This window comes from Amycolatopsis dendrobii (genome assembly GCF_014145675.1).
Classification (GTDB): domain Bacteria; phylum Actinomycetota; class Actinomycetes; order Mycobacteriales; family Pseudonocardiaceae; genus Amycolatopsis; species Amycolatopsis dendrobii.
Genome location: NZ_JACGZW010000002.1, coordinates 369,276 through 392,545, shown reverse-complemented (window position 1 = coordinate 392,545; position 23,270 = coordinate 369,276). Strand labels below are relative to the sequence as shown.

The window sequence follows — 23,270 nt, the reverse complement described above, 5'->3', positions numbered from 1 at the left end:
TGATCGTTCCTGATCCGGCCACAGCCACGGCCCAATGGCTTCTTAGCAACGGTTACGTGCCGAGTGGGGGGCGGCCTTCTTTTGGCCGGATTCGGCGAAATGGCAGGCCGACGCGTGCCGCCGGGGCGCGGAGTCCTCGGCCGGATCGGCCTGGAGGCAGATCTCGCGGTCGCTCCGCACGAGAGGACCGACCGGGCAGCGCGGGTGGTACCGGCAGCCCGCGGGCGGATAGTGCGGATCCGGCGGTTCCGCGTCCGCGGTCGCACCGGGTTCCGCGTCGAACAGCGACTTGTGCGCCGACGGGGCGGCGTCGAGCAGGTCGCGGGTGTAGGGGTGTTGCGGATCGGCGAGCACCTGCTCGGCCGGTCCCGCCTCGACGATCCGGCCGAGGTACATCACCGCGACGAAATCGCTGAGATACCGGATCACGGCGAGGTTGTGCGAGATGAACAGCATCGACAGGCCGAGCTGCCGCTGCACCGAACGCACGAGGTTGAGCACCGCGCCCTGCACCGAAACGTCGAGCGCGGAGGTGATCTCGTCGGCGATCAGCGCCTCCGGCCGGCCCGCGAGAGCCCGGGCGAGCGCGACGCGTTGCCGCTGCCCGCCAGACAGCTGCCCCGGGAGATGCGTGGCCCGTTCGGGATCGAGATTGACCAGTTCCAGCAGCCGGGCGACCTCGGCCGCGCGGTCGGTCCCGCGCGGCATGGCTTCGGCGATCGACTCGCCGATGGTCATCCGCGGGTTGAGCGAGGAATACGGATCCTGGAACACCATCTGCAGCGGACGCCGGCGCGGCAGTTTCCGCACGTCGACGCCGCCGAGCAGCACCCGTCCGGCGCTCACCGGCGACAGTCCGACGGCTGCCCGCGCGAGCGTCGACTTGCCCGAGCCCGACTCGCCGACGAGCCCGACGACCTTGCCCGCCGGGACGGTCAGCGAAACGCCGTCCACCGCGGTGAGCCCGCGCCGTCCGCCGTACCGGACGCTGACCGAATCGAAAGCCAGCTCGCTCATTCCGCCCCTCCCGCCACGACGAGTCCCGCTTCTTCCGACAGTGCCGCATCCGGATGCCAGCACGCCACCCGGTGTTCCGGCGCGAGCACGGTCAGTTCCGGGTCCTCCTCGCGACACCGGTCGGTCGCCACCGGGCACCGGCTCGCGAACGCGCAGCCGGACGGCATCCGGTCCGGTTCCGGCGGACGGCCGGGGATCACCGCGAGCGGCGCGTCCGGGTCCGTGTCCAGGTCGAGTGTCGTGGCCAGCAGCGCCCGCGTGTACGGATGCCGCGGTGTGATGTCCGGTCCGGCGGCGGGCAGATCCTCGACGATCCGTCCGGCGTACATCACCAGAATCCGTTCGCACGTCTGGGAAACGACCGCGATGTCGTGGCTGATCAGGATGATCGCGGTGTCCCGTTCGGCGCGGGTCTGGGCCAGCAACCGGAGCAGCTGTCGTTGCACAGTCACGTCCAGCGCGGTCGTCGGTTCGTCCGCGATGATCAGCCGGGGGTCGCCCATCAGGCCCATGCCGATCATCGCGCGCTGCCGCATGCCGCCGGAGAACTCGTGCGGATACTGCTTCGCGCGCCGTTCCGCCGCCGGAATCCGTACCGCACGCAGCCGGTCGACGGCCCGTTCGAACGCCTTGGCCCGCGAAAGACCGTGGTGCTGCTCGGAAACCTCGGCGAGCTGGCGGCCGATCCGCCGGGTCGGGTTGAACGACGTCATCGGGTCCTGGAACACCATCGCCAGCGACGTGCCGAGCAGCGTCCGCAGTTCGCGTTCCGGCGTGGTGAGCACGGGGGTTCCGGCGAAGTCCAGCCGGTCCGCGGTCACCGAACCCGGCGATTCGATCAGCCGCGACACCGCGAGCCCGGTCAGGCTCTTGCCCGAACCGGATTCGCCGACCACTCCGATCGCCTCGCCCGCCCGCACCGTGAAACTCACACCGCGCACCGGAACCGTCCAGCCTGTCGGCCGGGGGAACGCGACTTCCAGGTTCTCGACCACCAGTACGGCGTCGTCCGCTGCCCCGGAGTCCACTTTGGACTTTCGGCGCACCCGGGGAGTCAACCGCGGCAACCGGGTCCGCACGCCGATCACCCCGGCGACAGTCTCGCCGAACAGGTTGAAAGCCAGTCCCGCGATCACCACCGCGACGCCGGGCGCGAGTGCCGCCGCGGGGTTGACGTAAATGCCGTTGAGGCCTTCGTTGAGCAGCCGTCCCCAGTCGTAATCCGGGGCCTGCACACCGATTCCGAGGAACGACAATCCGGAGAACGCCAGCAGCGAACCACCGGCGCCCATGGTGGCGTTGACCGCCAGCGGCTCGCCGATGTTCGGCAGGATGTGCCGGAACAGCAACCGGATCCGGCCCACTCCGGCGACCCGGGCAGCGGACACGAAGTCCCGCCCGGCCACCGAAGCCGACAACGTCTGCGTCAGCCGGGCGAACTGCGGCGTCAGCGCGAACCCGATCGCCATCACCGCGCCTTGCGTGCCCACGCCGAAGATCACCGCGAAGAACAGCACCAGCAGCAGGCCAGGGAACGCGACCGCGATGTTGATCGCCGCGGTCAGCAGTCTGCCGAGCGGACGCGGCAGTACCGCGGGCAGCATGCCGAGCACGAGACCGCTCGCGACACCGAGCGCCGCCGCGATCAGCGCCAGCACCACCGACAGCCGGGTCGCCACGAGCACGCGGTAGAAAATGTCGCGGCCCAGTTCGTCGGTGCCGACCAGGTGGTCGCCCGAGGGGCCCTGGCTGATCGCGTTCGTGTCGATCGCCGAAGCCGCGTTCTGCCACAGGATCGGGCCCAGCACCGCGAGCGCGATCACCAGCACGAGCAGGGCCGCGGAGAACGCGCCGAGCGGGGTGCGCACGGCGGCCAGCCATTGTTGTCCGCGCCGTTTCGCCATCTCAGTTCTCCCGGATCGTCGAACGCGGATCGAGGACCGCCAGCAGCAGGTCCACGATGAGGTTCACCAGCAGCACGCCGATGCCGTACACGAGCACGATCCCCTGCACCAGCGGATAGTCCTTCTGCAGAATGGATTGCGAGATCGTGGAACCGAGGCCCGGCCAGGCGAAGACGTTCTCCACCAGCACGGTCCCCGCGACCAGGGTGGTGAGCATCATCCCGCCGAGCGTCAGGGTCGCGGTCAGCGCGTTCGGCAGCGCGTGGCGGAGATAGACCAGGCGCGCGGGCAGCCGTTTCGCCCGTGCGGTGCGGACGAAGTCGTTGCCCAGCACGGAAAGTGCCTCCACCCGGACGATCCGGGACAGTGTCGAGGTCGGGCCCAGTGCCAGCGCGATGATCGGCAGCACCAGCGAGCCCGCGCCGTCGTGGCCGGCCACCGGGAACCAGCCGAGCTGCACCGCGAAAAACGCCACCAGCGCCACCGCGACCAGGAACTCCGGGATCGCGGCGAACAGCACCGTGGTCGAGGTGAACCCCAGTTCGGCGCCGCGGTGCCTGCCGCCGCGGGTCAGCACGGCGAACGTCAGTCCGATCGGGATCGCCAGCCCGATGACCAGCACGAAAGCGGGCAACGCCAGCTGCAGCGTCGCCGGGAGCCGGTCCGAGATGACGTCGCCGACCGGCTGCCCGGTCAGCATCGAGGTGCCGAAGTCACCGCGGAACAGGCCGCCGAAGTAGTCGAGGTACTGCTGCCACAGCGGATGGTCCAGGCCGAGCGCGGCCCGCCGGGCGTTGACCAGCTCGATCGGCGCGGTCAGGCCGAGCGCCGAGCGAACCGGATCGCCCGGGATCAGCTGGATCATCAGGAACGCCATGGTCACCAGCACCCACAGCGACACCACGAACCGCCCGAGGCGGCGGGCGCCGAAGGTCAGCCAGGGACTGACCTTCGGGCCCGCGACGGCGATCGCGCCGGTCATCAGGCGTACATCCGGATCGTGGTCGGCTTGATGTAGCCGTTGACGATCTCGAACTTCGCGTTGCTGCCGTAGGTCGGGATGACCGAGTTGGCGAACTGCACGACGTCCTGCTTCTCGAACAGCGCCGATTCCGCGGCCATCCAGTCCGCGCAGCCCGCCTGCCCGGCCTGCGTGGCCGCCTTGGCGACCAGCGCGTCGTACTGCGGGTTCTTGATGTGCGCGAAGTTCGTGCCCTGCGGCGGCTGTCCGCCGGACACGAACGGCACCAGCTGGCTGGGCAGCGTGAGGCCGAGCGGAGCCATCGAGATGTCCCACTCGCCGGTGGCGAACAGCAACTGGCTGAGACCCGGGCTGTCGACTCCCTTCAGCTTGACGTCGACGCCGACGCTCTTCCAGCCCTGCTGCATCAGCTCCGCGCCCGGGGGCATCGTCGGACCGGCCTGCGTGCCGTAGATCGCGGTCAGCGCGAGCCGCTTCCCGTCCTTCACGCGGATGCCGTCCGGTCCCGGTTTCCAGCCCGCCGCGTCGAACGCCGCCTTGGCCGCGGCGACGTCGAAGCCAGGGATCTTCCCGGTGACCGAATCGCCCTCGCACGGCCGCGGTTCGATGGTGACCATGCCCTTGACCGGCGCGCTGCCGTCGCGGGTCAGCACCTTCGCGACCTGCGGCAGGTCGATCGCCTGGGTCAGCGCGCGGCGCATCGCCTGGTCCGCGCCGAACCGGCCGGGCGCCTGGTTGAAGAACAGCTCGCCGAACGGGGAGACGATGTCGGCGTGGTACAGCCGCTGCGCCTTCAGCCGCTGCTGGTCCTGCCCGATCACCGAGCCGGCGTTGACCTCGCCGGACAGCAGCAGGTTCGACATCGTGGTCATGTTCGGGATGACCCGGATGTTGACCTTGTCCGGCAATCCCTGCTGCTTCGGGTCGAACTGGCCGGGCCCCCACGTGTAGTCCTTGCGCCGGGTCAGCGTGTAGTGGTCGTTCGGCACGATCTCGGTCATGGTGAACATGCCGGTGCCGTTTTCGCCCTTGGCGAGCGTCTTCCGGTCGGCCAGCCCCTTGGCGCAGACGATCGGCAGGCCGGCGATGTTGCGGAGCAGGAACGCGTCCGGCGCCCCGCTGGTGATCGTCACCTTGTCCGCGTTGGCGACCGCCTTCGTGCCGGGCGACACCGTGACGCCGGCGAGCGGGGACTTGTTCGCCGGATCGCCGATGAAGTTGATGTTCGCCGCGACGTCGGCCGCGGTGAGCGGGCTGCCGTCGGAGCAGGTGACGCCCTTGCGCAGGGTGAAGGACGCGGTGGTCGTAGTGGCTTCCCACTTCTCCGCGAGCGCCGCTTCCGGCTGGCCCTTCGCGTCGAGGTTGATCAGGGCGTCGTAGAGGAACTGGTCGAGGTTGCGGGCGACCGACAGCACGGTGATCGCCGGGTCGAGCGTTCCCGGATCGGTCGGGATGGCATAGGTGAAAGTCTTGCCGTCGACCAGTTTCTGGTTCGCAGTCCGGTCCGTCCCGGATTGCGCTGATCCCCCGCACGCGCTCACGGTCAAGGCCACCACGCCCGCCATCGCGGCGGTGAGCCGGGCAGTTTTCATGGGATTTCTCCTACGGGGTCACGCTCTGGAGGTGGTCGATCGCCAGCCGGGCGGCGGCGCCGATGGACGCGTCGACCGCGGGAAGGCGGTCTTCGAGAGAATGCGCGCGAGTGAACACCGCGACCGCGAACCGGCGGCCGTCCCCCAAGGTCACCACGCCTGCTTCGTTGCGGATTCCGGGCAGCGTCCCGGTTTTCGCCGCGACCCGCACGCCGGACGGGAAACCCGACGACAGCCGGTGCGGCCAGATCTGCTGCGCCATGATCGTGCGGACCCGTTCGCACGCTTGCGGTTCGCCCGCGCGGTCGGTCCAGATCGCGTCGAGCAATTCGGTGATCTCGCGCGGCGTGGACGACGTGGTGCGTTCCGGATCCCGGACCGACAGCTTGTCCATCTGTTCCGGCGTCGCTTCGCCGAACAGTGCCTCGAGATCCGAATCCGGGGTGCCGCCGAGATCCGCGACGACGGACGCGAACAGGTCCTCGCAGCAGCCGATCAGCCGGGTGCGGGCGAGCCCGAGATCGGCCAGCACCCGGTCCACCGTTTCCTGGCCGAGCCGGTGGTAGAGGACGTCGGTCGCGGCGTTGTCGCTCATCGTGAGCATGAAGTGCGCGAGGTCGCGCCAGCTCATCTCGACGTCGTCGGCGCAGCCCGCGGTGCCGATGCCGCCGATCCGGTACCGCGCGGTCACCTTCGTCCGTTCGGTGTCGTCCAGCCGTCCGGCGGCGACCTCGCGGGCATAGGCGAGCGCCACCGGGATCTTGAACACCGAGGCGAGGACGACCGGGTCGTCTCCGCCGACTGACACCGCGGGGCCCGGCACGCCGATCTCCCGGGCGTGCAGGAACCCGTCCGCGTAAGCGTCGGCGAAGACGGCCTCGATTCGTTCGCGGATCCCGCTCACTGGGAGACCCGTCGGTCCGCACGCCCGGTGTGGAGGAACTGCGCGTGGCCGTTGCCGTCGTCGCCGACGAACGCGTGTGCCATGTAGACACCGGGCAACTGCGCGGTTTTCGCGACGAACGTGTCACCCTGACTCGGCAGCAGTTCTTCTTTCCCCGAGGGTGCGCCGATCTCGGCGAAGATTCCCTTCGGAGTGCGTTCCATCCAGAGCTTGCCGTCTTCCTCGGTGACGACGGTGTCGGCGACCATCGACGAGTACTCGCCCACGTACCGGGAAAAGTCGGCCGGAGCGGCGGCGGAATTCGGCTCGGGCCGCGCCGGAACGGTGACGCCCGCGAGTTCGTCCAGCAGCTTCGTGAAAATCTCCTGGTAGACGTGCATCGGCTGACCGCCGTTGGTCAGCAGCGCGACCGCGACGCCCTTCTCCGGAACCACGCGCAGGAAGGCCGACTGGCCGATGGTGCCGCCGTCGTGGCCGATCACCTTGCCGCCGTCCCAGTCGAAGAGCATCCAGCCGAGCCCCCAGTGCTCGGCCATGCCGAGGTCAGGCACGTCGACCTGCGGTTCGCGCATCGCGAGCAGCGACTCCGGCAGCAGCACCTGGGTGCCGTCGTCGGCCTTGCCGTCGTTCAGGTGCATCCGGACGAACGTCAGCAGGTCGCGCGGGCGCATCGCGAGCGTCGACCCGGCGGGCGAGTTCGAGCGGGTGAGCGCCCAGATCGGCGCGGGCACCGGGTCGTCGCCCGGCTTCGGGGAGACGTGGCCGATCGCGGCCCGGCAGCGGATCGCGTCGTACGGGCCGGACGCCGCGTGGGTCAGGCCGAGCGGAGCGAAGAGGTGCTCGCGCACGCAGTCGTCCCAGCACTTGCCGCGCAGCACCTCGATGACGCGGCCGAGCACGCAGTAGCCGGCGTTGTTGTAGGAGAACCGCTCGCCCGGCGGGAAGAGCTGGGGCACGTCGGACAGCGTCGCGACGAACTTCTCCACCGCGTCGTCACCGACCCCGGTGTCGGTGAAAATGTCCCCTTCGAAACCGGCGGTGTGACAGGTCAGCTGACGGACGGTGATCGCCGCCGCGGCCTCGTCGTCGCCGAGCACGAACTCGGGAAGGTAGTCGCGCACCGGCCGGTCGAGGTCCAGCTTGCCCTCGTCGACGAGCTGCATCGCCAGCGTGGTCGTCCACACCTTGGTGATCGAGCCGATCTGGAACACCGAGTCCACAGTGGACTCCACGCCGGTGCCCTTGTTCAGGATGCCCGCCGCGTGGTCGATCACCTCACCGTCGGCGAGCACCGCGATCGCGGCTCCGGGGACCTGATGCTCGGCCAGCAGAGCGGCGAAGTTCTCCTGAAGCCAGGTCTCGATCTCGGAAATTTTCGACATGTGCACCTTCTGTCCGGGGGATGGTGGACCGGCGTTTCGGAAATGCTAGGTCGGTGGCGGACGTCACTTGTTCGTCCGGACCGAGGAGAGCGAGGGGAAAGTTCCTCCGCTCCGACGAATCAAGCCGCGCGCAGGGACTCCACTGCCGTCGCCGCGGCGAAACCGATGAACGCGTCGCGCTCGGGCACCCTCGACCGGGAATCCTCGGCGCGGGTGAACACGGCGACCGCGTACCGGCCGCCGTCCGGGTACTCGACCACGCCGACCTCGTTGCGCACGGCGGGCAACGTGCCGGTTTTGCCGCTGGTGCGGATGCGATCGTCCGGGAACCCGGAACGCAGCCGGTGCGGCCAGACCTGCAGTTCCATCCAGCGCCGGACGTCCGCGCACGCCTCCGGGGCGGCCGCCTCGTCGCGCCAGACCAGTCCCAGCAGGCGGGTCATTTCGGCGGCGGTGGTGCTGCAGGATTTCTCCGGTTGCAACGCGCGCAACCCGGAAACCTGTTCGTAGGTCAGTTCGGCGAGCGCCCGTTCGTCGTCCTCGTAAGAAACTCCGAGATCCTCGCCGATAGTGGCGAGCAGTTCACCGCAGTCCTGCGGCACGACGGTGTGCGTGAATCCGAGTCGCCGCAACGTGCTATTCACCGCGTCTTTGCCGACCTCGGCGAGAATGAGGTCGGTGGCGACGTTGTCACTGATTCCGATCATCAGGATCGCCAAATCGTGCCAGGACATCGAGACTTCGTGCCGGAAGGTGGCGAGGCCGTACGGGCTCGGCGTCGGATGCCCTGGCTGGACGGTGATCCGGGTACCGAGATCGAGCTTTCCTTCGGTGGCCTGACAGGCGAGTTCCAGCGCGATCGGAACCTTGAACACCGACGCGGGAACGACCGGGACATCCTCCCCGATGCCGAGACTGCGGGTGCCGTCGACCTCGGCGGCGTGCAGCCGGACCTCGACGCCGACCTCCTTGGCGCGGCGGGCGATCGTTTCGGATGCGGTGGCCATGACGCTCCTGTCTACTGTGGACTTCTCCGGCAGCAGGCAGGGAGTGGCTGGGGTGAAAGGGAACCTCGCTGTTCCGGCCTGCCGGGTTCTCATTGTGCGGGAGGTCGGACGGGAGCGGGTTGGTGCGATAGCAGGAAGGTTGCGGAGAGGTTTCCTGTTGGTGGAGCTGGGCGGGGTTCTCGTGAGTGTTTATGCCGGTTAGAACCGGCATTGCCACTCACGACGTCTCCTCGGCCCTCTCCACCCGCGGCAGCAAGTGCAACTGCACCATCGCCGCGAACCGGTCACCCGGATCGTCGAGATCGATCCCGCCGACCTCGGCCAGCCGGCGCAACCGGTACCGGAACGTGCTCGGATGCACGTACGCCGCCGCCGAAGCCGCGCTGATGTCCCCGAACGAATCGAGCCAGCACCGCAGCGTGTGCACCAGCTGGGACTGATGTTTGGTGTCGTACTCCAGCAGCCGCGCGATCGGCCCGGTCGCCACGTCGCCGCGCGCCGCGGAAAGGTCGGCCAGTTCCAGCATCAGCGCCTCGATGTGCGCGTCCTCGGCGGTGATCACCCGTTTCGAGCCGCCGTTGGTGAGCAACACGCGCAACGCCCGGTCGGCCCCGTCGCGAGACGCGCGCAGGCCGGATCCGTCGAGCGCCAAGGGGCCGATGCCGATCGCCGCGGCGACTCGGCGGCCGGTGCGCTCCAGGAAGGTCGACGCGACCCGCACCGAGCGTTCGCGGCAATCGCCGTGGTTCCCGGGCATCGGGACGATGCCGTACGCTACGTCGCCCACCAGCGCTACCGCCGATCGGGGCTGAACGGCGCTGAGGTGCATGGCGAACGCGTCGGCGACCCGCTGGCGTTCGGTGACCAACCGGAGGTCGTCGTCGGGCACCTCGAGCAAGCCCATGGCGAGCACGATCGTGGGCTGTCCCAGCAACCCGAGCCGCGCGATGGCTTCCTGCGCGCCGGAGCCGCCTTCGAGCGCGGTGCTGACCAGATCAGCTCGCAACCGCCGTTCGACGTCGGCACCCGCGCGGAGCCGAAGCATATGCAGCGCAACAATTTTCGACGCGTCGATCAACGCCGCGGTACGTTCTTCGCTGAGCTCTTTGTCGACAGCGGCCCAAATCGACCCGAGGACTTCGTCACCGGCCCGGACCGCGAGCGCGGCACGAATCATGACGATCTTCTTGTCGTAGCCGTCTCCCGGATAGACGTAAACCGGGCCCTGGTCGCGGTAGAGCCGCTCGAAAACGCCGTCTTTCTCCAGCTCGCGCGTGAACCGTTCGGGCACCTGACGGCCGAGAATCGTCTCGACGCGCGAGGGGTCGGCCTCGTCCTGACGGCCGGAGAACGCGAGCACGCGCGAGTTGCGGTCCTCGATGGTGACCGGCGCGTCGAGCAAGGCGGCGATGGCGTTGGCGAGCGCGAAAAGATCGCCGGACGGCATTCCGCCGAGCGTCTGCGGGGAAACGTCGCCGACGTCGCCCTCGGCGAGCAGCGTCCGGAGCATCGCGGCCAGCTGCGCCCATGACGCGCCGCTGGCGAGCCCGAGCAGCGCGACGCCGGAGGAAGTGGCCGCCCGCACGAGTTCCGTCGACGCCGCGACCGGCGACCGCACGACCAGCGCGGTCGCCCCGCGCGCGGCGACGGCGTGCACCAGCTGCACGATCTCGTCGGATTCGCGGACCCCGACGCCGAGGACCACCGCCTGTGCCGGGAATTCCGCGTCGTCGTGCGGGTCGTGAATCACCACCCCGCCGAGCTGCCGTCGCGTGTCGCGGCCGACGGCGACCGGTTCGAGGAGCACGTCCCCGAGAGCTTCGAGGACGCGTCCCAGACTCGTGTGCGGCTTGCTCGGCACCGGTGTCAGCACCCCCCGAAGGTAGATCCGGCCGCGGGCGGACCGGCTGGTCCGATCCGACCAAATCTACCTCCGGAATTCGTAGCTGGCTACGAACCGATCCACACCTTTGCCGTGGTCACCTCGTCGAGCAGCTCCGGAATCGGCGCCACGCCGAGGCCCGGTCCGGTCGGCACCGGCAGGTGCCCGTCGGAGAGCACGAACGGCTCGGTGATGTCGGTTTTGTAGAACCGGTCCGACGCCGAGGTGTCGCCGGGCAGGGTGAAGTTCGGCAGCGAGGCCAGCGCGACGTTCGCCGCCCGGCCGAGGCCGGTCTCGATCATCCCGCCGCACCACACCGGAATCCCGTGCGCCGCGCACACGTCGTGCACCCGCCGCGCTTCCAGGTAACCGCCGACGCGGCCCGGTTTGATGTTCACGATCTGCACCGCGCCCAGCTTGATGGCGTCCGCCGCCGCGCGCGCCGACACGATCGACTCGTCGAGGCAGATCGGTGTCTGGATCCGGCGGGCCAGTTCGGCGTGGCCGAGCACGTCCTCCTCTTCCAGCGGCTGCTCGATCAGCAGCAGCCCGAACGGGTCGAGCCGGGCCAGCTGCGGCGCGTCGCCGAGGGTGTAGGCGGTGTTCGCGTCGACCTGCAGCAGCACGTCGTCGCCGAAGCGTTCGCGGACCGCGCGCACCGGCTCGACGTCCCAGCCGGGTTCGATCTTCAGCTTGATCCGCACGTAACCCGCGTCGATGTATCCGCCGACGACGTCGAGCAGTTGCGGAATGGTGTCCATGATCCCGACCGAAACGCCGCACGGTACGGAATCGCGCACCGACCCGAGTTCGGCGGCGAACGACCGCTCGTGCGCGCGGAGTTCGGCGTCGAGAACCGCCATCTCCAGCGCGCCCTTGGCCATCCGGTGGCCCTTGAACTTGGCCAGCAGCGGCGTCACCTTCGCCGCGGTGATCTCGCCGGCCGCCAGCAGCGCCGGGATCAGGTGGTGCCGCAGCACGTGCTCGGCGCCGTCGTTGTACTCCGAGGAGTACACCGGACCGGGCATCGTCACGCATTCTCCCCAGCCTTCGCCGGCCGGCGTGACCGCGCGCAGCAGCAACAGGTCCCGGACGGACTGGGTGCCGAACGAAGTCCGGAACGGGGCGACGAGCGGCATCTGCACCCGGCGCAGTTCCACACCGCTGAGTTTCACTGCTCCTCCTTGGAGATCACGTAGAAGCCGGCTCGATCGAAGCCGGTCACCCGGCCGCCCGCGGCCATCAGGCCGCCGAGCGATTCGCGCAGCGCGGCCCGCCACGCGTCCGCCTTGCCGGGATCGGTGGTGCGCAAGCCTTCGATGTCCGGCGGTACCGAGACGAGCACCACCGGAGCGTCGGCTGACCTGACTGCCGGACCGCCGTCCGCGGCGACTTCGAGGGCCACCGCCGCGCCTTGGTCGAGCAACGCCTTCGCGTCCGTGCGGATCGGTTCGCCGAACGCGGCGGTCCGGACTGTCGGACTGGCCAGTTCCCAGGACACCATCAGCCGGTCGGTGTCGCCCGAACCGTTGATGCCGTCCGTCATCGGCCCGTAGAAGTCCCGCAGATAACGCACCGGGAGCGCGCCGAGTTTGCCGAGGTTGAAATACCCGTTGCGGCGCACCAGCGGGTCGAAGGTCCATTTGATCGTCGAGACGTCCTGCGCCAGCGCCCAGCCGCGCTGATGCAATTTCAGCGCGTATCCGATTCCGCGGCCCGCACCGGCCTTCGCGACTCCGGCGATGTGACTGTGCAGACTGCCTTTTCCGGGATTTCCGAAAAAGCCGACACACGCGCCGAGCATTTCTCCGTCGGCGAACGCGCCTGCCACGTAATTCCCCGCCGACGACAGCGCGCGCAGCAGTTCCGTGGTCACCGGCCGGGTTCCCGGCGCGGACCGCCAGATCGTCTCGAACAGCACTCCGACCGCTGTCATTTCCGCGATCTCGGTGATTTCCCGGACTTCGACCCCCGAGGCGGCGGCAGCCGCCCGAGCGGCCGCGACCGCCTCGTCGCACGTTTCCGCCGCGACGGGTCTTTCCGTGTTCATCGCAAGATTCGTCACGGGATGATCCTTTCCCGGCTTACCCACCGACGTCACCGTCGTGCTCGACCAGAATCGCCGTCCGGATTCGTCGGAATCGACGGACTTCCCTTGGTCAGCACGTTCTCCACCAATGCGGCCAGCAACGCCGTACGCCGCGGCAATTCCTCGACCAGGACATGTTCGTGATCGGCGTGCGCACCGCCGCCGACCGCGCCGAGACCGTCGAGCGTCGGCACGCCGAGACCCGCGGTGTAATTGCCGTCCGAAGCACCGCCGACGGCCGCCTCGGTCAATTCCGGCAACCCCAGTTCCGCGGCCAATTCCTTCGCCAGCCCGTACAACGCGGCCGAGGAAACCGCGTCCAGCGGCGGGCGGTTGATCCCGCCGGTGACCCGTACCTGTGCGTCTTCCAGCACCGGTCGCAACGCGCGCACCTCACGGTCGACGCGAAGCTGTTCTTCCTCGTCCCACACCCGCACGTCGACCTCGACCGCCGCTGCGGCAGGCACGGTATTCACCGTGGTACCAGCCGAAAGCACGGTCGGAACCACGCTGGTCCCGCGCTCCGGGCTGGCGAGCGCGGCGACAGCGAGCACCTGGTGCGCGATCTCGATCCCGGCGTTGATCCCCTTCTCCGGTTCAAGTCCCGCGTGCGAGGCGCGTCCGGTCACCTCGATCCGGTAGTGGGAAACGCCTTTGCGCCGGGTCTTGATCGCGCCGCCGTCCGCCGAAGCCTCCAGCACGAACGCCGCCGCGCAGCCCCGCGCCTCTTCCTCGATCAGCCCACGCGACGACGGCGAGCCCAGCTCTTCGTCCCCAGTGACCAAAATGGACAGTCCACTTCGGTCGGCCAGCGAGGCGGCGACGTGCAGCGCCATCACGACGCCGGTTTTCATGTCGAAGCAGCCCGGGCCGCGCAAGACACCGTCCTGCACGGAAAACGGATGCGTCTCCAGCGAGCCCGTCGGCCAGACCGTGTCATGATGGCCGAGCAGCAACACCCGCGGCGGACCGTCACCGAACCGCCAGCGCAGATGCGTCCGTCCATCCAGGACAATCCGCTCCGGCTCCACGCCAAGCAATGCCTTGCCGACGCCGGTCAGCACATCCGCGCTGCGCGCTACCGCGTCGAGATCAGCCGATGGGGATTCGCAGCACACCAACGTTTCGATGTCGGCGAGCAGAGCGTCCACATTGAACTCGGTCATCGCGGCTCACCTCGCAGCGGCTGGCCGGGGAAGGCGTCCGTGAGCAGCTGCCCGTCGCGCACCACCGGAGTGCCCGCGACGAACAGGTGCCGGACGCCGACCGCGGGCCGGGTCGCGTCGAAATATGTCGCGGTGTCGGTGATCGTGGCCGGATCGAGGACGACGATGTCCGCGTCCGCGCCGACGTTCAACCGGCCCTTGGTCCGCGCCCCGGGCGCGACCTCGTCGAGCACTCGCGCCGGAAGATAGGAGCAGCGCCGGAACGCCTCCAGCCAGGTCCATACCCCGGCCTCGCGCACCATCAGCCGCAGCGACTTCGAGAACGTCCCCGCCGTGCGCGGATGCGTCGCGCCACCGGACGGCAGCGGCCACTCAGTGGATTCGTTGGCCCCGTTCCGCCAGTACACCGGCATGGCGTCGCTCGCGACGATCGAATCCGGGAACGCCAGCGCCTGATGCAGCAGGGTGCGGTCGACCGGGTCCTCCTCGTCGAGAAACTCCAGAATGCACGGCGCCCCCGGCGTTTCCGCGCGGACCTGCAGCAACCGGCCCTCGTCCGCGATCCGCTCGCCGGTCTCCAGCAGGATCACCCGCGACGGGTTGAGGCCCTTCATCTTCAGCCGCTCCGGCGAGATGAAAGCCGCGCCGACCGCGGTGCTGCCCGCGCCGTACGGATAGGCCTCGACCGTCACCCGCGACCCGGCGGAACGGCCCGACTCCAGCGCGGCGAGCACGCGGTCGATGTGCCGTCCGGAGGTGCTGTTGACGTGGCAGTGGTGCATCGCCGCGCCGGTCTCGGCCGCGACGATCGCGATCTCCTCGGACCCGTCGGCAGGCGTGCCCGGGTCGACCTCGACCAGCTCGCGGACGTGCGTGTACGTCGGCGCTTCGGCCTGTTTGGCCAGCTTCGCCAGGGCCAGGAACTCGGCCGGGTCGCTGGCCGGCGCGTATCCGAGCAGCACGCCGACGCCGAGCGCGCCCGCCGCCAGCTCACCCTCCACAAGGGACAGCCAGGCGGCCAGCTCGGTCTTCGACGACGACCGCTGCCAGGCCGGATTGCCGAGCACGGAAAGCCCGGTGTTGATGTTCGCGTCCGGTTCGATGCCCGCGAGCACCTTCGCCCGCGCGGAACCCCACGAAGCCGAGAACCCGTAGTGCAGCGGACGACCCGCCGCGGCCGCCTCGGCGTAGGCCCGTTCGACCGGCATCAGCCCGGCCTCCAGGTCGAGCGCCGTCGTGACGCCGTCCATCGCCTGCAGCCGCTGTCCGGCGATCGAGTGCACGTGGCTGTGCAGATCGATGAACCCCGGTCCGACGATGTATCCGGCGACGTCGATCTCGACCTGGTCGTCCGCACTCGGCAATCCCGGTCCGACCGCGATCACCTCGCCGTCGGATACCAGCACGTCAGCTGTGCCGTCGAAGCCCGTATCCGGGTCGATGACGCGACCGCCACGCAGCAGTGTCCGCATGCTTGCCTCCTCGCCTCGCTGCTGGCGACCCTAGGAGGTTTCCCGGGCAGTACGTTCGTGCGCGCGGACGAATCCGGGGCGGCAGATCTCTCCGCGCGCACAAACCGGAATTCGCTGGGCCGGGGTGCGCGAGCGCCCTAAGCTCGCGGGATGGCCTGCCGGATCACCGAACTCGTCCTCGACTGCGCCGACCCGCAACGGATGGGTGATTTCTGGTGCGAAGTCCTCGGCTACGTCGAACTCGGCTGGGACGGCGACGACCTGGAGATCGGCCCTGAGGCTGGTTTCGGCGGCCCGCAGCCGACGTTGATCCTCAGCCGCAGCACCGACCCGAAACCGGCGAAACTGCCGCTGCACCTGGACGTGAACCCGACCGACCGGGACCAGGACGCGGAGCTGGAACGCCTGCTCGCGGCCGGTGCGCGGCCCGCCGAGGTCGGGCAGACCGGGGAGGAGTCGTGGCACGTGCTCGCGGACCCGGAGGGGAACGTGTTCTGCCTGCTCCGCCGTCGGGTCGACCCGGTGTCGTGAGTGGCGTTGCCGGTGAGAACCGGCCTCAGCACTCACGACCCCCAGCGCTGCTCCCGCCACTCCCCGTACCGAAACGGCCCGGCCCGGAGCAGGTCGCTCGCGAACACGAAGCCGTATCCGCCCCGGCCACGCCGCACCCGGCCCGCCGAGGGCGCGGGGAAATGCGTCGGCAGCAGGACGGAGTCGCCCGCCTCCTCGAGAATGCGGCTCCGAACCCTCGCCGCTTCCTCCGGATCGACGCAGTACCTCGTGCTCAGCTCCGGATGCCGGATCTGCACTCCGTGGTGCATCGTGTCCCCAGCGAGCAGCACGGTCCCAGCGCTGCCGCGGACCCGCACGCACACATTCCCCGGCGTGTGCCCAGCCGCCGGAACGAGTTCGGCGTGCTTGCCCAGCACCGCGTCCGGGGCCACAAAACTCAACTGCCCGGCCTGCTCGATCGGCAGGACGCTGTCGGTCAGGTAGTCGCCAGTCCGGCGCATGGCCGCCCCGCCGGCCTCGCTCGACCAGTACCGGAATTCCTCCTCGACCACGAAGTGCGGCGCGTCCGGGAAGACCGGTTCCCGCTGCACAGTGGCGGCCCCGACGTGATCGGTGTGCAAGTGGGTGAACACCACCGCGTCGACCTCCGCGGGGCGCAGCCCGGTCGCGAGGAACTGCCGCATCCACCGGTCCGGCAGCTGATCGAACTCCGCGCGCCGACGGTCCTTGCCCGCCCCGACGCACGCGTCGACCACCAGCACTTCGTCCGTCGAGCAGACGACGAACGACTGGATGGCGAAGACCAGCTTCCCCGCCGCGCGGTCGAACCACGGCTCCTGGGCGTACCAGCCGGCCAGGTCCGGTTCGAGTCCCGGGAAGAACTCCCCGGGCTCGATCAGCAGCCGGTCGTCCTCGATGAGGGGAACGACCGCGACGTCACCGAGATCGAACCAGTGCGCCATCGTGCTCCTTTCTCGCCTTCGGCCGCACCCGGCTCAGCCCCACCGCGCAAGCGATTGCGACCAGCACGGGAACGGCGGCCGCCAGGACGATCGTCTGCGCCGACAAGGCCAGCGCGAGAAGCAAACCCGCGACGCCCGGCCCGACGATCGACCCGATCCGCCCCAGCGCCGCGGCCCACCCGACGCCGGTGGTGCGCGTGTGTGCGGGATAGATCGAGACCGCGAGCGTCAGCTGGCCGATCTGCCCGGCCGTGACTCCGAAACCGGCACCGGCCAGCAGCACGAACAGCAGGGTCTCGCCGACCGGCACCGTCGCGACGAGGACCATGCACCCGGCCCCGATGGCGGGCATCAGGATCAGCGCGCGGGCGATGCCGATCCGCGCGGCGAGCGGGATGAGCACCAGGCCGCCCGCGATCCCGCCGAGGGTGAGGAACGCGAGTCCCAGCGGGGCCGTCCCGGCGGCGAACCCGTAACCGGTGAGCAGCGTCGGCACCCAGGAGATCAGCACGTACGCGGTGATGAAGATGAGGAACGAGAACGCCCAGATGAGCGACGTCGGCAGGCGCAGTCCCGGGCCGAACAGCCTGCTCACCTTGGCTTCCTGCTTCGCCGTGCGCTCCACCGCGGGCTCACGCGCGGGCAGCACCACGGCCATCACCGCAGCCAGCACCAACGGAGCCAGCCCGGCGACGTAGAAAACCCCGGCGGACCCGACGCTGTGCAGCAGCTTCCCGCCGAAGAACCCGCCGAGACTGCTCCCGGAAGCCAGCCCGAGGGTCACCGCCACGGAAACCAGCTCGCGACGGCTCTCCGCGCTGTGCTTCGTCGCGAGCGACACCCCGGCGGGCAGCACCAGCCCGAGTCCCAGCCCGGTGATCAGCCGGGCCGCGGCGAAGACCGGCATGGACTTCAGATGCAGGATCGCGGCGGTCAGCACGGTCGCGCCCGCGAAGATCAGGACGCCGGTGAGCACCACCGACCGCGCCTTCATCCGGGCGCCCACGTAACCCGCGGCCAGATATCCCAGGACAACCCCGATGTTGGTCAGCACCAGCGGCAGGGTGAAGGCGGCGGGGACGGAACCCCATTCGCGGGACAGAGTCGGGATCGTGAACGACAGCGCGGCGGTGTCGAAACCGTCCAGGAGAACAGCGAGAAAGCAGAGCAGGACGACGGGCCAATGAATACTCTTGCTCATGGCGTGTTCTCCAGTCTCTGAGGGGAATTCCCGATCCGGAAGCCGCTCTGCGGGCCGGGCTTGCCTGACCGCGCGAATTCGGTCCACCACAAGCGCATTTGGGTGCCTAGGCGTTCGACGTCAGCCCAGCTCGTGTCGCCCAGCATCGGGCTCCCGCGCCAGGATTCCGGGGTGCCCAGCAGGAAAGGCAGTTCGAGGCAATGGATCGCGCCGTAGCCGCCGTGGTCCGGAGTCCAGTCGAACTCGTAGGAGTACGCGCCGTACTGCTGTGCCAAGTCACGCGCCGGGCGAGCGAAAAGCGGCTCGGTCTGGACTGCGATCGCCTGCCGGATCCCGTCGTCGTGCACTCCGATCGCGAACGCCTCGCACTCCTGCGTGGTGTAGCCGATCATCAAGTCCGGCAACGGATCCGACAGCTGCACCTCGAGATCGACGATCCCGAACGGCGGCCGGGTCGACGTCGGATCCTTCGCCGCGTTCCACCGGAGAGTGCGCTGTTGCGCGGCCAGCAGCTGATCGACGGAAGCGGTAACGGGATCTCCGCCGACCGCGTCGACGAAATACCGGCCGATCTCCCGCGCTTTCCGGCGATCCTGGATGATCGCGGGATCGGGAGAACTCTGGACGATCGCCCGCCGGATGAGCGAGCGACTGTCCGGTTCGGACAGCAAGGCGAGCGTCGAAAGCGCGCCGGCGGACTGGCCGAAGACGGTGACATTGCCCGGGTCCCCGCCGAACGCCGCGATGTTGTCGCGCACCCATTCGAGCGCGAGCGCTTGGTCCGCCAGACCGAGATTGCCCTCGCTGACGCCGTCGTGGACCAGGTAGCCGAGCGCCCCGAGCCGGTAGTTGACCGACACGACCACCACGTCGCCGTCCGCGGCGAGCCGTCCGCCGTCGTACCAGGGCATGGTGCCGCCGCCGCTCAGGAAACCGCCGCCGTGCAGCCACACCAGCACCGGGCGGGCACCGGTCAGCGCGGGCGTCACGACGGCGAGGTTGAGGCAGTCCTCGGACTGGGGCGGTTCATCCCGCGGCGGCCCCATCGCGGCTTCCAGCCGCGAGCCGAGCTGCGGGCAGATCGGTCCGGGCAACACGGCGTCGGAACGGGGCTCGGCTGGCCGCGGCAGCTGAAACCGCTCAGCGGTCCCGTACCGCACTCCGCGGAAACGCAGCAGGCCGTCGTCGCTTGAAGCGCCGAGAACCGGACCGGACGGCGGCCGGGCAGTGACGGGCTGGCTTTCGGTCATCGCGGCTCTCCTTTGAGCGGGGTCCGGCACCTTCGACCCGCAGTCAGGCTAAGAAAGTCCGGAATGCCTGACCAATGCTCTTTGCCGCCCGAGACATGTTTGCCCGGCTATACCTCACCGCGAAACGCGGCTCCCCGCCTCGGCCGGCTCGGCGCGCACCATCCGATGCGCGGGCTCGGCCCGCTTGCCGCCGCCGGAAAAGATGTCCGCGAGCTTCCCGATCAGCATCCCGAGCAGCGGAAGCCAGATCGGGCACAGCATCAGCACCAGCAGTGGCCCCATGATCTTGAAAATCTCGAGGAATCCATGCATACCAGCGTCACGCCTTTTCGGTCTCGGCCAGCAGCGTCGCGAGCGTGCGCACCGCACGGTGCTGCAGCGCCCGGATGCTGTTGGGGTTCTTGTTCATCGTTTCGGCGACCTCGGCGACGGACAGTCCGGCGAAAAACCGGAGCCGCACGCACTCGCGCTGCGGTTCGCTGAGGTCGGCCAGGCACCGGCGCAGCGCCGCCGCTTCGATGCGGGCCAGCGCGAGCCGGTCGGCCCCGCCGCGGACGTCCGGCCCGTCGTGGTCCTTCCCGTCGAGGAGTTCACGCCGGTAGCGGGCCGATTTGCGGTGGTCGCGCAGCAGGTTGTCGGCGATCGTGTACAGCCAGCCGGTGAACGAGCCGACATCCGGGCGGAAGTCCGGCAGCTTCCGCCACGCGCGCAGGAACGCCTCGCTCGTCAGGTCTTCGGCGACCGTCGCCGTCGGCACCCGCATCCGCAGGTAGCGGAAGACCGGCGGCGCGTGTTCCTGGTAGATGACGGCGAACGCGGCCTGGTCGCCAGACCGCGCCCGCCCCAGCAGCTCCGTCTCCACGCGGCCTCAATCCTGCAGCCGCAACGCCGCGACCGGGCACGCCTGCACCGCCGCGTCGACGAACTGCCGGTCCGCCTCGGGCGGGGTCTCGTCGAGAACCTGCACCACGCCGTCTTCCCCGACCTCGAAGAACTGGTCGGCCATCGCCTCGCACATGCCGAGGCCCTCGCACTTTCCGCGGTCCGCGACGATCTTCAGCACGCCGCCTCCCGCACCACGGGCACGAAGTCGACCTTGTCGCGCACGCCGCAATCGGGGCACGTCCAGTCGTCCGGGATCTCCGACCACGCCGTCCCGGCGGCGAAGCCCTCCAGTTCGTTGCCCTCGGCGACGCGGTAGATGTAGCCGCAGCCAGGGCAGCGCGCGGCATCCACGTCGTCGGCCAGTTTCGCTCGGGTGTCGGCGGCGGGTTCGTCCGCGGCGGCAGCGACGACCGGGTACTTCTTCAGCAGCGACGGGAGTTTGCCCGGCTGCACGTTCGCCTGCCGGATGTCGCCGTCGAAATGCCGGTAGACCCGCGGGTCCATCACCTTGCGGAACCACGCCGGGACCAGCGCGACGACCATCATCCCGGTGTAGCCGGTCGGCAGGACCGGGCTTTCCTTGAAGTCGCGCAAGGTCTGGAACCGGCGTGTCGGGTTCGCGTGGTGATCGCTGTGCCGTTGCAGGTGGTACAGCAGCACATTCGTCGCGACGTTGTTGGAGTTCCAGGAATGCGCCGGAGTGACCCGCTCGTACCGGGTCTTGGCGCCGTTGACGACCTGCTTGCGCAGCATCCCGTAGTGCTCCATGTAATTCACGATCTCCAGCAGCGAGAACCCGAACACCGCCTGAATCACCAGATACGGCAGGATCCCGACGCCCAGCCAGGCGATCAGCGCGCCCCACAGCACCACGCTCATCAGCCACGCGTTGAGCACGTCGTTACCGAGGCGGAACGGGTGGCTTTGCTTGCGGGCATAGCGTTTCCGCTCGACGCCCCAGGCACTGCGCAGCGAACCGAAGACTGTCCGCGGCCAGAACCGGTAGAAGCTCTCGCCCATCCGGCTCGACGCCGGGTCCTCCGGAGTGGCGACGCGAACGTGGTGCCCGCGGTTGTGCTCAATGTAGAAGTGCCCGTAGAAACACTGCGCCAGCGCGATTTTCGCCGCCCAGCGTTCGGTGCTTTCCCGTTTGTGACCGAGTTCGTGCGCGGTGTTGATCGCGATGCCGGCGACCGTGCCCAACGTGATCGCGAGGCCGATCTTGCCGCCGACGGACAGCTCGCCGCGCGCGAGCATCCACGCGCCCGCCACGAAACCGGCGTATTGCAGCGGCAGGAACAGGTAGGTGATCCAGCGGTAGTAGCGGTCCTCCTCCAGTGCCTCCATCACCTCGTCCGGCGGATTGGTGTGGTCGTATCCGGCGACGAGGTCGATCAGCGGCACGAGGACCAGCACGACGAGCGGACCGAGCCACAGGACGGCGTCGGACCCGGTCGCGGCGTGCAACCCGATCGCGCCGAACGGCAGCAGCGGCACCACGAGCCCGAGCAGCCACAGGTGCCGCTTCCGGTCGTGCCATGCGGTTTCGCCGTTCGCTCCGGCGAGGCGGTACTTCTTCATGGCGGCCTCCACGCGGTCTGTCGTTTTCCCGAAGGTAGGAATTCGCGGGCGGCGGGACACTGTGCGCGGAACCGAAACGCTCGGCTGCGTTGGGTCCCGGGCACGAACCGGGCGTACGGTGCTGCCTGTGACGTCGACGGCTGCCGCCACGCTGGCCAAGGTCGCGGACTCGGTCCTGGCCGAGCTCGCGCTGCTCTGCGCGCGGATCGTGGAGGAGATCGCCGAGGCGGTCCCGGTCCTCGCACCCGACGCGCAAGCCGGGGAGCTGCTGGAAAGCTCGGTCCGGGAAAACCTCGTCGCCGCGCTGGGCGTGCTGAGCGGCGCCACCCGGCCCGCGGACGTCGGAGCCCCGCCTGCCGCGCTGGAGTTCGCGCGGCGGCTGGCGCAGCGCCGGGTGCCGATCACCGCGATGCTGCGCGCGTACCGGCTCGGCCAGGCCTCCTTCCAGCAGGAAATGATCGCCCGGATCGCGGCCGAGCCGGTTGCGACCGCGGAGATCTCGGCCGCCGCCACCGACTTGTCGCAGGTCGCGTTCACCTACATCGACAAGATCTCCGAGGAGGTGGTCGAGGCTTACCAGGCGGAACGCGACACCTGGCTGCGCCACCGCAACGCGGCCCGGCTCGCGAAGGTGCAGGCCGCGCTGTCCGGCAAGCCCGTCGACATCGCCGACGTCGAGAAAACCCTCGGCTACGCGCTGTCGGACCGGCACGTCGGCGCGGTGCTCTGGTGCGGTCCTGAGCTGGACGAAAGCGCGCGGCTGACCACCCTCGAACGCCACGCCGCCCTGCTCGCGAACGCCCTCGGGACCACCCCGCTGGTCGTGGCCCCGGACGCCTCGACCGTGTGGGCCTGGTTCCCGACGTCGACGCTCGATCTCGACGCGGTGTCCGCCGCCCTCGCCAGCTCACCCGATCCGGTGCGCGTCGCGTTGGGCGACCCGGCGAGCGGTCTCGCCGGGTTCCGCACCACCCACCAGCAGGCCCGCCAGGCCGAAGCCGTGGCGCAGATGACCGAGCGGACGCAACCGCGGCCAGTCACCGCGGCGGCGCAACTCGGGCCGTTGGCGCTGGTCGCGGCGGATCCGTCGGCGGTCGCGGGCTGGGTCCAGGCGGTGCTCGGCGCGCTGGCCGACGACGACGAGGGACACCGTCGCATGCGCGAGACGGTGTGGGCGTACCTGTCCAGCGGGAGCAGCCTGATGGTCGCCGCGCAGGAGCTCCACCTGCACAAGAACACCATCCAGTACCGGCTGCGCAAGGCCGAGCAGGAGCGGGGCCGTCCGCTGTCGGAGGGGCGGATCGACGTCGAGGTGGCGCTGCTGGCGTGCCGGCTGCTCGGTCCGGCGGTGCTGCGGCCGGTCGGCTGATTTGTGCCGCCGGACCAGTCGGGCCCCGGCCTCCCGGTCCGCGGACCGATGCCCTCGCCTGACCTCGGCGAGAAGACTCGGGCGAACGAGTTCGCCACCGCGCCTGCGAGGA

21 protein-coding genes are annotated in these 23,270 nt (G+C 69.5%); 2 read left to right on the top strand and 19 right to left on the bottom strand.

All coding sequences use genetic code 11. The features are described 5' to 3' along the window. Nucleotides 1–42: 42 nt before the first annotated feature. From H4281_RS05990 to H4281_RS05935, 12 genes are all read right to left on the bottom strand, one after another. The gene (locus H4281_RS05990) at nt 43–1,017 is read right to left on the bottom strand and encodes an ABC transporter ATP-binding protein (protein WP_182889859.1); all 975 of its coding nucleotides are present in this window, start codon (nt 1,015–1,017) and stop codon (nt 43–45) included. After that, a complete protein-coding gene (locus H4281_RS05985; protein WP_182889858.1) occupies nt 1,014–2,921 on the bottom strand; it encodes a dipeptide/oligopeptide/nickel ABC transporter permease/ATP-binding protein in 1,908 nt (635 codons plus the stop codon). The genes H4281_RS05990 and H4281_RS05985 overlap by 4 nt, the downstream gene beginning before the upstream one ends. A 1-nt stretch (nt 2,922) precedes the next feature. After that, nucleotides 2,923–3,903, bottom strand: a complete 981-nt coding sequence (locus H4281_RS05980; RefSeq protein ID WP_182889857.1) for an ABC transporter permease — start codon at nt 3,901–3,903, stop codon at nt 2,923–2,925. Next, nucleotides 3,903–5,495, bottom strand: a complete 1,593-nt coding sequence (locus H4281_RS05975) for an ABC transporter substrate-binding protein (RefSeq protein ID WP_182889856.1) — start codon at nt 5,493–5,495, stop codon at nt 3,903–3,905. Before H4281_RS05975 ends, H4281_RS05980 begins: the two co-directional genes overlap by 1 nt. Nucleotides 5,496–5,505: 10 nt before the next feature. Continuing rightward, a complete protein-coding gene (locus H4281_RS05970) occupies nt 5,506–6,399 on the bottom strand; it encodes a serine hydrolase (RefSeq protein WP_182889855.1) in 894 nt (297 codons plus the stop codon). Continuing rightward, a complete protein-coding gene (locus tag H4281_RS05965) occupies nt 6,396–7,781 on the bottom strand; it encodes a serine hydrolase (RefSeq protein ID WP_182889854.1) in 1,386 nt (461 codons plus the stop codon). Before H4281_RS05965 ends, H4281_RS05970 begins: the two co-directional genes overlap by 4 nt. A gap of 119 nt (nt 7,782–7,900) precedes the next feature. After that, entirely contained in the window at nt 7,901–8,788 is an 888-nt protein-coding gene (locus tag H4281_RS05960; protein WP_182889853.1) for a serine hydrolase, read from the bottom strand. Nucleotides 8,789–9,005: 217 nt separating this feature from the next. Beyond that, nucleotides 9,006–10,661: a PucR family transcriptional regulator gene (locus H4281_RS05955; RefSeq protein ID WP_182889852.1), complete on the bottom strand. Its 1,656-nt coding sequence runs from the start codon at nt 10,659–10,661 to the stop codon at nt 9,006–9,008. A 77-nt stretch (nt 10,662–10,738) separates the two neighbouring features. Beyond that, entirely contained in the window at nt 10,739–11,845 is a 1,107-nt protein-coding gene (menC, locus tag H4281_RS05950) for an o-succinylbenzoate synthase (RefSeq protein WP_182889851.1), read from the bottom strand. Next, nucleotides 11,842–12,720 (bottom strand): GNAT family N-acetyltransferase, encoded by an 879-nt coding sequence (locus H4281_RS05945; RefSeq protein WP_182890237.1) that lies wholly within the window; start codon nt 12,718–12,720, stop codon nt 11,842–11,844. Before H4281_RS05945 ends, menC begins: the two co-directional genes overlap by 4 nt. A 47-nt stretch (nt 12,721–12,767) precedes the next feature. Further along, entirely contained in the window at nt 12,768–13,925 is a 1,158-nt protein-coding gene (locus H4281_RS05940) for a M20 family metallopeptidase (RefSeq protein WP_220506761.1), read from the bottom strand. Next, nucleotides 13,922–15,397 (bottom strand): amidohydrolase family protein, encoded by a 1,476-nt coding sequence (locus tag H4281_RS05935; protein ID WP_182889850.1) that lies wholly within the window; start codon nt 15,395–15,397, stop codon nt 13,922–13,924. The genes H4281_RS05940 and H4281_RS05935 overlap by 4 nt, the downstream gene beginning before the upstream one ends. A gap of 150 nt (nt 15,398–15,547) precedes the next feature. On the opposite strand from H4281_RS05935, the gene H4281_RS05930 reads away from it, so the two are divergent. Then, a complete protein-coding gene (locus H4281_RS05930; RefSeq protein WP_182889849.1) occupies nt 15,548–15,928 on the top strand; it encodes a VOC family protein in 381 nt (126 codons plus the stop codon). 32 nt (nt 15,929–15,960) lie between these two features. Here the strand turns inward: H4281_RS05930 and H4281_RS05925 are convergent, their stop codons facing one another. From H4281_RS05925 to H4281_RS05895, 7 genes are all read right to left on the bottom strand, one after another. Further along, nucleotides 15,961–16,872: an MBL fold metallo-hydrolase gene (locus H4281_RS05925; protein WP_182889848.1), complete on the bottom strand. Its 912-nt coding sequence runs from the start codon at nt 16,870–16,872 to the stop codon at nt 15,961–15,963. Continuing rightward, nucleotides 16,847–18,073, bottom strand: coding sequence for an MFS transporter (locus H4281_RS05920; protein WP_182889847.1), 1,227 nt, complete (start codon nt 18,071–18,073; stop codon nt 16,847–16,849). The genes H4281_RS05925 and H4281_RS05920 overlap by 26 nt, the downstream gene beginning before the upstream one ends. Next, on the bottom strand, nt 18,070–19,323 hold the full coding sequence (locus H4281_RS05915; RefSeq protein WP_182889846.1) for a carboxylesterase family protein: 1,254 nt from the start codon (nt 19,321–19,323) through the stop codon (nt 18,070–18,072). The genes H4281_RS05920 and H4281_RS05915 overlap by 4 nt, the downstream gene beginning before the upstream one ends. Before the next feature lie 114 nt (nt 19,324–19,437). Then, nucleotides 19,438–19,605 carry a hypothetical protein gene (locus tag H4281_RS05910; RefSeq protein ID WP_182889845.1) on the bottom strand — a complete coding sequence of 56 codons (168 nt, stop codon included), beginning with the start codon at nt 19,603–19,605 and terminating at the stop codon, nt 19,438–19,440. Between the two features lie 37 nt (nt 19,606–19,642). Next, nucleotides 19,643–20,185, bottom strand: coding sequence for an RNA polymerase sigma factor (locus H4281_RS05905; RefSeq protein WP_182889844.1), 543 nt, complete (start codon nt 20,183–20,185; stop codon nt 19,643–19,645). 6 nt (nt 20,186–20,191) lie between these two features. Next, the gene (locus H4281_RS05900; RefSeq protein ID WP_376771822.1) at nt 20,192–20,386 is read right to left on the bottom strand and encodes a ferredoxin; all 195 of its coding nucleotides are present in this window, start codon (nt 20,384–20,386) and stop codon (nt 20,192–20,194) included. Next, nucleotides 20,380–21,789 carry a fatty acid desaturase gene (locus tag H4281_RS05895; protein WP_182889843.1) on the bottom strand — a complete coding sequence of 470 codons (1,410 nt, stop codon included), beginning with the start codon at nt 21,787–21,789 and terminating at the stop codon, nt 20,380–20,382. Before H4281_RS05895 ends, H4281_RS05900 begins: the two co-directional genes overlap by 7 nt. Before the next feature lie 127 nt (nt 21,790–21,916). On the opposite strand from H4281_RS05895, the gene H4281_RS05890 reads away from it, so the two are divergent. Next, nucleotides 21,917–23,158: a PucR family transcriptional regulator gene (locus tag H4281_RS05890; RefSeq protein WP_312872064.1), complete on the top strand. Its 1,242-nt coding sequence runs from the start codon at nt 21,917–21,919 to the stop codon at nt 23,156–23,158. Nucleotides 23,159–23,270: the final 112 nt, after the last annotated feature.